General features: G+C 67.8%; 5 protein-coding genes and 2 tRNA genes. 5 read left to right on the top strand and 2 right to left on the bottom strand.

Translation table 11 applies throughout. The features are described 5' to 3' along the window. Positions 1 to 82: 82 nt before the first annotated feature. Both CNR27_RS12850 and CNR27_RS12845 read right to left on the bottom strand, forming a co-directional pair. Positions 83 to 159: transfer RNA gene (locus CNR27_RS12850), tRNA-Asn, on the bottom strand. A gap of 137 nt (positions 160 to 296) precedes the next feature. Continuing rightward, a complete protein-coding gene (locus CNR27_RS12845; RefSeq protein ID WP_096300647.1) occupies positions 297 to 824 on the bottom strand; it encodes a GspH/FimT family protein in 528 nt (175 codons plus the stop codon). A gap of 265 nt (positions 825 to 1,089) precedes the next feature. Between CNR27_RS12845 and uvrB the strand changes: the two genes are divergently transcribed. The 5 genes from uvrB (at position 1,090) to CNR27_RS12825 (ending at position 12,792) form a co-directional block, all read left to right on the top strand. Beyond that, entirely contained in the window at positions 1,090 to 3,123 is a 2,034-nt protein-coding gene (gene uvrB, locus CNR27_RS12840; protein WP_096299346.1) for an excinuclease ABC subunit UvrB, read from the top strand. A gap of 57 nt (positions 3,124 to 3,180) precedes the next feature. Beyond that, positions 3,181 to 3,255, top strand: a tRNA-Val gene (locus CNR27_RS12835). A gap of 563 nt (positions 3,256 to 3,818) precedes the next feature. Continuing rightward, a complete protein-coding gene (locus tag CNR27_RS12830; protein WP_425435447.1) occupies positions 3,819 to 9,899 on the top strand; it encodes a glucoamylase family protein in 6,081 nt (2,026 codons plus the stop codon). Then, positions 9,857 to 12,565 carry a glycoside hydrolase family 94 protein gene (locus CNR27_RS15950; protein WP_425435446.1) on the top strand — a complete coding sequence of 903 codons (2,709 nt, stop codon included), beginning with the start codon at positions 9,857 to 9,859 and terminating at the stop codon, positions 12,563 to 12,565. Before CNR27_RS12830 ends, CNR27_RS15950 begins: the two co-directional genes overlap by 43 nt. Continuing rightward, a complete protein-coding gene (locus CNR27_RS12825) occupies positions 12,565 to 12,792 on the top strand; it encodes a hypothetical protein (RefSeq protein ID WP_096299344.1) in 228 nt (75 codons plus the stop codon). Before CNR27_RS15950 ends, CNR27_RS12825 begins: the two co-directional genes overlap by 1 nt. Positions 12,793 to 12,954 lie beyond the last annotated feature (162 nt).

Raw genomic sequence — 12,954 nt, 5'->3', positions numbered from 1 at the left:
TGCTGTTAGCCCCGCAGTGGGCCCACGTTGCGTAGGCTAAAAAAGAAAAAAGGCCTGCATTTCTGCAAGCCTTTGATCTATCTGGCGCCCGAAGTTGGACTCGAACCAACGACCCCCTGATTAACAGTCAAGTGCTCTAACCGGCTGAGCTATTCGGGCTGGGGAGGCACATTCTAGTCGGTTCGTCGCGCGGGTCAAGCCTTCTATTGCGGTCTGCGCCGGGGCCATTGGAGATCTCGCGAAGCAACTTGGTCGCTCTGCCGCGCAGATGCGCTCAAGGGCGAAACTAGAGCGCGTTACTGGAAAGGACACGCTTGTTCGCTCGTCGGTCTGCCACTGCGCACTCGTCCCAGGTTGTTCACGACGACCTGTCCACCCAGAGTATCCCCTCGGCAGACGTTGATGGTCAGGTTGGTCCCGGCGCTGCGGCCGTCGCGCTGGTATCTGACGAAGTTGCGGGTCGACGCGAGCCTAATGGGGGTGGGCGCCCCGGATGGGGCGCTGGTGACGCGGATCAGGTCGTCTTGCGTATCAGGCTGTCGATTGCCATCGGGATCGTCGAAGACGATCCAGCCTCCGCTCCAGTCTGAGTCTGAGCGGCAGCCGAGCAGGGCGTGGCCGGGGCACACGACGACTTGGTTCCGGCGCATGATCGCGGTATTGCGTGCCATTGCGAGATCGGTGCTGATCAGGTGCACAGCAGTCTGCACGCGATGACGCATGAACGCCTCGGTGAATGCGGAGAGTCCGACCGTAAAGAGGATCGTAAGGATCGTCAGTGTGGTCAGCAGCTCGATGAGGGTAAATCCGTGTCGGTGACGCATGAGGACGTCCTTGTCCTGTCACTGGGGGGCTTCGATGGTCGCCGGCCATACACCCGGGCTCACTTCGTCAGAGTCCTCCTCTTGGGGACTCCTTGGCATCCGGTCCGGACAATGCATGTAGGTCGGAAACCGCCTAGTGCTTTCGTCGGCGATGGCATCACGACGATGTCCGAGCGCTGACCAGACCTGCCCGATCGCGCCTGCGTGTGTTGTCGCCAACTACATCCATCCCCATGTCACGTGCTCAGCCGGATCGCCTCATACCATGAACGACGTCATCCATCCCGCCGGATTCCAGCTCGTCTCGCCCTACCAGCCCGCGGGTGACCAGCCGCAGGCGATCGAGAAGCTCGTCGAGGGCTTCGAGGCCGGGCTCGCCCACCAGACGCTGCTGGGCGTCACCGGCTCGGGCAAGACCTACACCATCGCCAACGTCATCCAGCGGGTGCAGAAGCCGACCCTGGTGATGGCGCCGAACAAGACGCTGGCGGCGCAGCTCTACGGCGAGTTCAAGTCGTTCTTCCCGCACAACGCGGTCGAGTACTTCGTCAGCTACTACGACTACTACCAGCCCGAGGCGTACGTGCCGTCTTCGGACACGTACATCGAGAAGGACAGCTCGGTGAACGAACACATCGAGCAGATGCGCCTGTCGGCGACGAAGGCGCTGCTGGAGCGGCGCGACGCGATCGTGGTGTGCTCGGTTTCGGCGATCTACGGCCTGGGCGACCCCAACGAATACTTCCGCATGGTGCTGCACATGGTGCGCGGCGAGCGGATCGACCAGCGCGAGCTGATCCGCCGGCTGAGCGAGATGCAGTACAGCCGCAACGACACCGAGTTGCGCCGCGGTACCTATCGCGTCCGCGGCGAGGTGATCGACATCCATCCGGCGGAATCGGAGATGGATGCCCTGCGCATCGAGCTGTTCGACGACGAGATCGAGCGCATCACCCAGTTCGATCCGTTGACGGGGGAGACCAAGCGCACCCTGCCGCGCTACACGATCTATCCCAAGTCGCATTACGTGACCACGCGGCGCACCACGCTCGAGGCGATCGAGGCGATCAAGGCCGAACTGCCGCCACGGCTGGAGCAGTTCTATGCCGAGAACAAGCTGCTCGAGGCGCAGCGGCTGCAGCAGCGCACCCAGTTCGACCTGGAGATGATGGCCGAGGTCGGCTACTGCAATGGCGTGGAGAACTATTCGCGGCACCTGACCGGACGCATGCCCGGCGAGGCGCCGCCGTGCCTGTTCGACTATCTGCCGCCGGATGCCCTGCTGGTGGTCGACGAATCCCATGTCACCGTTCCGCAGATCGGCGCGATGTACAAGGGCGATCGCTCGCGCAAGGAAACCCTGGTCAACTTCGGCTTCCGCCTGCCCTCGGCGATGGACAACCGGCCGCTGAAGTTCGAGGAGTGGGAGGCCCGCGCGCCGCGCGCGATCTTCGTCTCGGCCACGCCCGGCAGCTACGAGCTCGAAAAATCGGAAGGCCAGATCACCGAGCTGGTGGTGCGCCCCACCGGACTGATCGATCCGGAGGTGGAGATCCGGCCGGTCGCGAGCCAGGTCGACGATGTGCTCGGCGAGATCCGCGAGCGGGTGGCGATGGGGGATCGCGTGCTGATCACGGTGTTGACCAAGCGCATGGCCGAGAACCTCACCGAGTACCTCGGCGAGCACGACGTCAAGGTGCGCTACCTGCATTCCGACATCGATACCGTCGAGCGCGTGGAGATCATCCGCGACCTGCGTCTGGGCAAGTTCGACGTGCTGGTGGGCATCAACCTGCTGCGCGAGGGCCTGGACATGCCGGAGGTGTCGCTGGTGGCGATTCTCGATGCCGACAAGGAGGGCTTCCTGCGCTCGGGCGGCTCACTGATCCAGACGATCGGCCGCGCGGCGCGCAACCTGCGCGGCAAGGCGATCCTCTATGCCGACCGCATCACCAAGTCGATGCAGATGGCGCTCGACGAAACCGACCGGCGCCGGGCCAAGCAGGTGGAGTACAACGCCGAGCACGGCATCACTCCGACGTCGGTGGCGCGGGCGATCGTCGACATCATGGAAGGTGCGCGCGTCGATCCGGAGACCGAGAAGAAGGGCCGCGGCAAGACACGCAAGGTCGCCGAGCCGGCCGAGGACTACGCATCGCTGCCGCCAGAGAAGCTCGCGTCGCGGCTGAAGGCGCTCGAGCAGCAGATGTACCAGCACGCCCGCGATCTGGAGTTCGAAGAGGCCGGTCGGATCCGCGATCAGATTCGCCAGATCAAGGAAGTCAGCCTCGCGCGTTAAAAAAACTTCAACAAGTGTTCGACATCGCCAGAATCCGGTGTATGATTCGCCCCCTTCGGGCGGTTAGCTCAGCGGTAGAGCACTACCTTGACATGGTAGGGGTCACAGGTTCGAACCCTGTACCGCCCACCACCTTGAAGCCTTGATTCAAACGGCTTTAGGTGGAATTCGAAGAAGCGGTGTGGGTGACGATCGACCCCGCGCCGACCCAAGTTCGTACTGGGCCGCCGCATCTCGCCGGCCGGCTCCTCGATGAACCCTTGAGTATCCGTCGCGCTTGGCCAGGATGGGCCGTGGGCGAGTTTCTCGTGCGTGTCTGTTCGGCGGTGCGCTCGCCGCACCAGTCTCCGGGACCTCCAGCGCCGGCACGGCGCGCTGACGGCGCCATGTCCCGACCGGGTGGCGCGTGGGGCTCCACGACCTCAGCTCCACCCTGATTTTCGGCGATCGTGCGCTGCGTTCCGCGCTATCGCCAGCGTCGTTGTTCAAGGTGTCCTGCGTTAGATGTGCACCTCGGCGCGCTTTGTCCGCGCGCGGCTGCCGCGGGGTTGCCGGTGATCGGGCATCCCGTCGTCGCGGCCTGCCGGCTCCCGGCCCTCTGAACGACGTGTCGCGGTCTCGTCACGCGGCGCCGGGGGGGCGGTGCAATGATGCGAATCTCCCCGCCGCCGGCCGCTGGCCCACGGATATCGGACATGGGCACCGCTTCGACGTGGTCACGCCGGTGGCTGCGTCTGCAACGCGTCTTTGGTGGCAGCTCCACCCCGCGTTCGGCAGGGCTGCGGGAGGAGGCGCCGCTGCGGGCGCAGCTTCTGAGCGCCGAGCAGATGGAGCTGCACGGGCGCGGCCTGGCGCGGACCCACCAGATCAATCCCGGCCGTGCTCCCGATCTCCTGTTGTCCAGGCTCAGCGAGAATGCGGCGGTTCTCGAGGACGCCCGCACGTTCCTCTCCCGGATGGTGCGCGACGAGCTTCGCATCACACCCGCCGGCGAATGGCTGCTCGACAACTACCACCTCATCGAAGAGCAGGTGCGGCTCGCGCGGCGCCACCTGCCCAAAGGCTACAGCCGCGAACTGCCCACGCTGGCACAGGGCCCCTCCGCGGGGCTGCCCAGGGTGTACGACCTGGCAATGGAAGCGGTCGCCCATGGCGACGGGCGGGTGGACGCGACCACGCTGAGCCGCTTCGTCGCCGCCTACCAGACGGTGACCCCGCTCTCGATCGGTGAGCTCTGGGCCATTCCGATCATGCTGCGCCTGGCGGTCATCGAGAACCTGCGCCGGATGGCGGTGCTGGTGATCCGCGACGGGCGGGACCATCGACTCGCGAAAGAGTGGGCGGAGCGCCTCAGCGCGGTGTCCGTGGACTCGCCCAAGGACGTGGTGCTGGTGGTGGCCGACATGGCGCGCAGCGGGCCTCCTGCGAGCGGCGCGTTCGTCGCCGAGCTGACGCGCGGCCTCCAGGGCCGGGGCGCGCTGTCGCTGCCGTTGACATGGCTCGAGCAGTGGCTGGGCGAGACCAGTCTGCGCATCGAGGCGCTGGTGCATGCCGAAAGCCAACAGCAGGCGGCCGACCAGGTGTCGATCGGCAACAGCATCGGCACCCTGCGGTTTCTGGCCCACATGGACTGGCGCGAGTACTTCGAGAGCATGAGCCTGGTCGACGCGGTCCTCCGCGACGATCCGGCCGCCACCTACGGTTTGATGGATTTCAGTACCCGCGATCACTACCGGCACGCGGTGGAGACCATCGCCCGGCGTGGCGGTATCAGTGAACTGGTGGTGGCCCGTACTGCGGTGGGCCTGGCGAAGGCGCATCCTGCCGATGCCATCGAGGCGCACGTGGGCTATTACCTGGTGGATGACGGTGTGGCGCAGACCCTCGCGGCGCTGTCCGCACACACGGGTGGCAAGCGGATCCCGATCGCGCCGCGCAGGGTGCCGCTGGCCATCTACCTCGCACTGATCGCTGTCGTCGTCGCGCTGGCGACCACCGGCCTCATGGGGCAGGCGGGCGCGCGCGAGGTGGGCTGGGTTCCTGCCTGGCTGCCGGCGGTCCTGGCCGTGCTGGTCTTCAGCGAACTGGGCATCGCGCTGACCAACTGGCTGGCGACCGTCGTGGTGGCGCCCAAGCCCTTGCCGCGTCTCGATTTCTCGCATGGCATCCCGGCGGCGTCGCGCACCCTGGTGGTGGTGCCGTGCATGTTCGGCGATGTCGCGTCGGTCGATGCGCTGGTCGAAGGGCTCGAGGTGCGGTTCCTCGCGAATCGTGACCCGCACCTGCATTACGCGTTGCTCAGCGATTATCTCGATGCCGACCAGGAGACGCTGCCGGGCGACGCCGCAACGCTCGCCCATGCCTCGGCGAGGATCGGCGAACTCAACAGGCGCTATCTGGGCGACAGCCCGGGAGGCGGCGAGCGCTTCTTCCTCTTCCACCGGCCGCGCACCTGGAATCCGCGCGAGGGTCGCTGGATCGGCGCGGAGCGCAAGCGCGGCAAGCTGGCGGCATTGAACGCGCTGCTGCGCGGTGGCGGCGCCGACGCGTTCGAGCAGGTGGTCGGCCGCACCGCGGTGCTGGGCAACGTGCGCTACGTGATCACCCTCGATACCGATACGCGCCTGCCGCGCGATGCCGCCCGCGAGCTGGTGGGCACCTTGGCGCATCCACTCAACCGCGCCGTGTTCGATCCCGTGCGTGATCGCGTCACGCGTGGCTACGGCATCCTCCAGCCCAGTGTGGGCAGCAGTTTCAGCGGGCGCCGGTTCAGCCGATATGCCCGGATGTTCGGCACCGAGCCGGGTATCGATCCGTACACGCGCACGGTGTCGGACGTCTACCAGGACCTGTTCGGCGAGGGTTCGTTCATCGGCAAGGGCATCTACGAGGTCGACACGTTCGAGCGCGCCCTGCAGGGCCGCTTCCCGGACAACCGGATCCTCAGCCACGACCTGCTCGAGGGCTGCTACGCGCGCGCCGGGCTGGTGAGCGACGTGCGCCTGTACGAGGACTATCCGGCGCGCTATGCGGCCGACGTCAAGCGACGCCATCGCTGGATCCGGGGCGACTGGCAGCTGCTGCCGTGGGTATTGCCATGGGTGCCGAGTGCGGACGGGGGCAGGGTACGCAATCCGCTGTCGGGCCTGTCGCGCGGCAAGCTGCTCGACAACCTGCGCCGCAGCCTGGTGCCCGGGGCCACATTCGCACTGCTGCTGCTGGGTTGGCTTGCGCTTGAGGATCCGCTGCCGTGGACGCTGTGGCTGATGACCGTGGCTTTCGCACCGGTGCTGATCCCCGCGCTGCGGGTCCTGCTGTCGAAGCCTGCGGACATGCGGTTGGAGACGCATCTTGCCCAGGTCGGCGATGCGACCGGACGCGGGCTGGTGCGCGCCGCGGTGGGGTTCGCCTGTCTGCCGTACGAAGCGGCCTACAGCCTGTCGGCGATCGCGGTCACACTGTGGCGCACGCTGGTGAGCCGGCGCCATCTGCTGCAATGGAACCCGTCGAGCGAGGTCGAGCGGGCGCTGGGCAGCGGCGCGTCGGCCGAGCTGCGCACGATGTGGCCTGCGCCGCTGCTGGCGGGACTGGCCGCCATCGCCGTGTGGCGGGTGAATCCGGCAGCCCTGTGGGTGGCGGCGCCGATCCTGGTGCTGTGGGCGGGCTCGCCGCTGCTGATGACCTGGCTGGGCCGCCCCCCGCCGCAGCGCAGCGCCGAGTTGTCGTCAATCCAGCGTGCGTTCCTGGGGCGACTGGCACGGCGCACCTGGGCGTTCTTCGAGGTCAACATCCGCGAGGAGGATCACTGGCTGCCGCCGGACAACATCCAGGAGCATCCCGGCCTGGTCGTCGCCCGCCGCACCTCGCCGACCAATATCGGCCTGTCGCTGCTGGCCAACATGGCGGCCTGGGATTTCGGCTATCTGCAGGCAGCAGCGGTGGTGCAGCGCACCCGGCATGTGTTCACGACGCTCGACCGCTTGGAGCGCCACCGTGGCCACTTCTTCAACTGGTACGACACCGAAACCCTCGCGCCGCTGCCGCCGCGCTTCATCTCCACGGTGGACAGCGGCAACCTGGGCGGCCACCTGCTGACCCTGCGCCAGGGGCTGCTGGGGCTGATCGATGCGCCTGTGCTGGCGCCACAGACGTTCGCCGGCCTGGCCGACACGCTGGCCGTGCTCGGCGAGGTCGTGGAAGCGCGGGCCGAAACGCCGCAGGAGCTTCAGAGCGCGATCGACGCCTGCCGCGTGCTGCTCGGCCGCGCGCTTGCCGCGCCTCCGGTCGCGCTGGCCGACGCGGCGGTGGTGCTCGACGCGCTGGTCGGGGTGGCCGATGACATCGTCGCCATGGAACCCGAAGCGAACGCCGCCATCACGCACGACGGTATCGATGACTCGCCGGCGCTGTGGGCGCGGCGTCTGCAATCGGGCTGCCGCGACGCCCGGGACATCGTCCAGGCGTGGGACGGCGTGGGTTCCACGGAGGTGGGCGAGACGGCCCGGAGGATCCCGTCGCTGCGCGCCCTGTGCGCGCCGGGCACTTCACCGCAATTGCGTGCGCAGGCGCAGGCGCAGGTGCGTGAACTGGAGCAACTGGCCCACGTGGCCGGGCAGTTCTCGCTGATGGAGTACGGCTTCCTGTACGACGGGGCGCGACACTTGCTGTCGATCGGCTACGACGTCGACAGTCGCCGGCTCGACCAGGGGCATTACGACCTGCTGGCTTCGGAGGCGCGCCTGTGCAGCTTCGTCGCGATCGCCCAAGGCCAGTTGCCGCAGGAGACCTGGTTCGCGCTCGGTCGGTTGCTGACCGAGGTCGACGGCAATGCGACGCTGCTGTCGTGGAGCGGCTCGATGTTCGAATATCTGATGCCGCAGCTGGTGATGCCGAGCTACCCCGACACCCTGCTCGACCAGACGTCGCGGCACGTCGTCCAGGCGCAGATCGCCTACGGGCGGAAACACGACGTGCCGTGGGGCATCTCGGAGTCCGGCTACAACGCCGTCGACGCGCGACTGAACTACCAGTACCGCGCCTTCGGCGTGCCGGGCCTGGGTCTGAAGCGCGGACTCGCAGAAGACCTCGTGATCGCGCCCTACGCCACGATGATGGCCTTGATGGTGGCGCCGGAAGCGGCCACCCAGAACCTGCAGCGCCTGCATGCGGCGGGGTTCTGGGGACGCTTCGGCTTCTACGAAGCGATCGACTACACCGCCAGCCGGGTGCCGCGCGGGCAGTCGCATGCCCTGGTGCGCTCGTTCATGGCCCACCACCAGGGCATGGGCTTTCTCGCGCTCGACCACCTGTTGCGCGAACAACCCATGCAGAAGCGCTTCGTCGCCGACGCCGAGTTCCAGGCCACGCTGCTGCTTCTGCAGGAACGCGTACCGCGGATCGGCGTGTTCGTTCCGCACTCGGTGGAGTCGGTGGGCACGCGGACGACGAGCCTGGTGAACGAAACCCAGCTGCGCATCTTCCGGACCGCCCACACGCCGCGCCCGGCGGTCCAGATGCTGTCGAACGGGCGGTTCCATGCGCTGCTCACCAATGCCGGCGGCGGCTCCCTGCGCCAGCACGACACGGCGCTGATCCGCTGGCGCGAGGACGGCACCCGCGACCCGTGGGGCAGCTTCTGCTACCTGCAGGATGTGAAAAGCGGGGATGTGTGGTCGGCCGCGCACCATCCCACCTGCGCGCCCGTCGAGGATTACGAGGCGATCTTCTCCGATGCCAAGGTCGAGTACCGCGCCAGGCGCAAGGGGCTGGTCAGCCATCTGGAGATCGCAGTCTCCGCGGAGGACGACATCGAGCTGCGTCGCCTGCGCCTGTCCAACCGGTCCCGGCGTCGGCGAACCCTGGAGGTCACCACCTACGCCGAAGTGGTGCTGGCGCCTGCGATTTCGGACGAGATGCACCCGGCTTTCAGCAACCTGTTCGTGCAGACCGAGATCCTCCGCGACCGCCAGGCGCTGCTGTGCACGCGGCGCGCGCGCGAGCCCGACCAGACGCCACCGTGGATGTGCCACCTCGTGGCCGCGCACGATGTCGACATCGTGGAAATCTCCTACGAGACCGATCGCGCACGCTTCCTCGGCCGTGGACATACCCCGCGCGATCCCGCGGCGCTGGAACGGCCCGGCCGGCTGTCGGACACCGCGGGATCGGTGCTCGATCCGATCATCGCCATCCGTGTGCGCGTGACCCTCGAGCCGGAGCAGACTGCGGTGCTCGACCTGGTCACCGGCGTCGGCCCCGACCGCGGCGCCTGCGAGGCACTGATCGACAAGTACCGCGACCGGCGCCTGGCCGACCGCGTGTTCGACCTCGCCTGGACCCACAGCCAGGTGGTCCGCCGGCAGATCAACGCCTCCCAGGGCGATGCGCGGCTCTATGAGCGACTGGCCGGGCTCATCGTGTTCGCCCACCCGGCGCTGCGCGCCGAGAGCGGGGTGCTGCTGCAGAATCGACGCGGTCAGTCCGGGCTCTGGGGGCACTCGATCTCGGGGGACCTGCCGATCGTGCTCGTGCAGATCGCCGATGTCGCCAACATCGAGCTCGTGCGGCAGATGGTGCAGGCCCACGCCTACTGGCGGCTCAAGGGCCTGCACGTGGACCTGGTGATCTGGAACGAGGACCAGGTCGGATACCGGCAGCAGCTGCAGGAGCAGATCCTGGGCCTGGTCTCGGCCGGGCCGGAAGGCAACGTTCTGGATCGCCCCGGGGGATTTTCGTGCGACCGGCGCAGCAGATCTCGCAGGAGGACCGGATCCTGATCCAGGCGGTCGCCCGCGTCATCCTGAGCGACCGGCACGGCACGCTGGCCGTCCAGGTGGTGAGGCACATGGCCCCGGCGCGGGTGCAGCCCCTGCTGGTCCCTTCCGGCATGACGCCGCAACCGCCGCTGAGTGCACTGGTTTCGGTGCAGGAAGATGTCCTAGGCGGTGGACACGGTCAGCGCTACGAGGAAGGGCGCGACGCGGACCCCGCTCCTGCCTGGCCCTTCGATGCGATGCAGGGTCCGACACGATTCGACAACGGCCTCGGCGGATTCGCCGCGGATGGGCGCGAGTACGTCATCGAGCTCGAAGAGGGCGCGCCCACGCCGGCGCCCTGGTCCAACGTCATGGCCAATCCGCAGTTCGGCACCGTGGTCAGCGAAAGCGGTCCTGGATACACCTGGTTCGAGAACGCGCACGAGTTCCGGCTGAGCCCATGGCACAACGACCCGGTTGCCGACACCGGCGGTGAGGCGTTCTACCTGCGCGACGAAGCGACCGGCCACGTCTGGTCGCCGATGCCGCTGCCGAGTCGCGGTACCGGCGGCTATCGCACCCGCCACGGATTCGGTTACAGCGTCTACGAGCACGTCGAGCACGGGATCGCCAGCGAGCTGTGGATCTACGTCGATCTGCGCCACGCGGTGAAGTTCAGCGTGCTCAAGTTGCGCAATCTCTCCGCGCGCGCGCGGCAGCTGTCCGCCACCGGTTACGTGGAATGGATTCTCGGCGACATCCGCGCCCGTTCGCACATGCACGTGATCAGCGAGCGGGACGAGGTCAGCGGTGCGCTGACGGCGCGCAATCCCTACAACACCGAGTTCCCCGGCCGCGTGGCGTTCTTCGATGTCGACGGCGATCGACGCAGCTTCACGAGCGACCGTCTGGAGTTCATCGGCCGCAACGGCAGCCTGCGCGCACCGGACGCGATGCGGCGGGAACGACTGTCTGGCCAGCTCGGCGCCGGACTCGATCCCTGCGCCGCGATCAGCGTGCGCGTCGATCTGGCGCCCGGCCAGGCGACTCAGACCGTGTTCCGCCTCGGCAGCGGCGTGGACCCGCATGCGGCGCTGGAGCTGGCCCGTAGCGTGCAGGGGTCGACGGCTGCACGCGATGCACTCGCCGCTGTGCGTTCGCACTGGCAGGCGACGCTCGACGGGCTGCGCGTGGAGACGCCGGAACCGGCGGCCGACCTGCTGGTGAACGGCTGGTTGCTGTACCAGACGCTGGCCTGCCGTTATCTCGCCCGCAGCGGTTACTACCAGTCCGGCGGAGCGTTCGGGTTCCGCGACCAGCTGCAGGACACCATGGCCAGCGTGCATGCAGTGCCGGCACTCACACGCGCCCACCTCCTGCTTTGCGCGGCCCACCAGTACCCGGAGGGCGACGTGCAGCACTGGTGGCATCCGCCGATCGATCGCGGCGTGCGCACGCGGTGTTCGGACGACTATCTATGGCTGCCGTTCGCCGCCTGCCGGTACCTGGACGCGACCGGCGATCACGGCGTGCTTGATACCCCCGTGGGATTTATCGAAGGACGGCTGGTCAGTGCCGACGAGGAGTCGTATTACGACCTGCCGATGCCCTCGGCCCGTCACCGCTCGTTCTACGACCATTGTGTGCTCGCGCTCGGACGCGGCATGGCCTTGCTCGGCGAGCGCGGACTGCCGCTGATGGGAACGGGCGACTGGAACGACGGCATGAACCGGGTCGGTCACGGCGGACGCGGCGAGAGCGTGTGGCTCGGGTTCTTTCTCTATGACGTGCTGCGATGTTTCGCTCCGGTGGCGAGCGCACGCGGCGATGTCGCCTTCGCGGACACCTGTGTCGAAGCCGCCGCGGCGCTGCGGCGCAACCTGGACGCCCATGCCTGGGACGGCAGTTGGTACCGGCGTGCGTGGTTCGACGACGGCACCCCGATCGGCTCCCGTGCCAGCGACGAGTGCCGGATCGATTCGGTGTCGCAGAGCTGGTCGGTGCTGTCGGGGGCCGGCGAGCCTGGCCGCGCGCGGCAGGCGATGGAGGCGCTCGACACGCACCTGGTCAAGCGCGAGGCCGGACTGATCCAGCTGCTCGAACCACCGTTCGACAGGACCGAGCACGATCCCGGCTATATCCGTGGCTATGTGCCCGGGGTGCGCGAGAACGGCGGTCAATACACCCATGCGGCGGTATGGGCGGCGATGGCCTTCGCTGCGCTTGGCGATCGCGAGCGTGCCTGGGAACTGGCGCGCATGATCAATCCGGTGAATCACGCCGTGGACGCGGCGGGCACGGCGGTCTACAAGGTCGAGCCCTACGTGATCGCGGCCGATGTCTACGGCGTCGCCCCGCACGTCGGGCGTGGCGGCTGGACCTGGTATACGGGCTCGGCAGGGTGGATGTACCGGTTGCTCAGCGAATCGCTGCTCGGCGTGCAACGCCATGGCGATCGGCTTCGGATCGTGCCCTGCGTACCGGCATCCTGGCCTGGTTACCGCATGGAGCTGCGGCATGGGGCGGCGATCTACCGGATCCGGGTCGACTGCATCGATACGGGCCACGCGCTGCTCACGCTGGACGGCGTGCCACAGGAGAACATGGTGGTCGTGCTGGACCACGCCGAGGCGATCCACGACATCAAACTGCGATGGCCGCGTGACACGCGGAAGGACGGCGACTGATGGCACTGCCGACCGAGCTCGAAGAGGCTCTCGATACGCTCGCCGGAATGTTGCCGGTGTGGCTGGAGAAACTGCGCGAGCCGGCAGCATTCTGGCCGCAGTTCGATGCGCTGTCGCGGCAGATCCTCGCCCGCGCGGTCACCGACGACGAGCGGGCGGGCGTGGGCCGGCGTCTGGATGCGATGCTGGCGGCGCAGGGCCTGAGACGCCCCCCTGGCGAGCGCTGAAGAACATCGCCGCGTTGCCTGTGCAACGTGGCGAAGAACGCTTCCGCAGGTGCGGGCGGGATCCGGACGCTGTGGCGCGCGCTGCGCCGGTCTCAGCTCATTCCGGTGATCAGGCAAGGGGGCGCCACTGCCGGGTGGCCGGCGCTGCCCTGCCCGGATGTC

Source organism: Luteimonas chenhongjianii (genome assembly GCF_002327105.1).
GTDB lineage: Bacteria > Pseudomonadota > Gammaproteobacteria > Xanthomonadales > Xanthomonadaceae > Luteimonas > Luteimonas chenhongjianii.
Note: the sequence above shows the minus strand (reverse complement) of the source record. Positions and strands in the feature narration are given on the sequence as shown.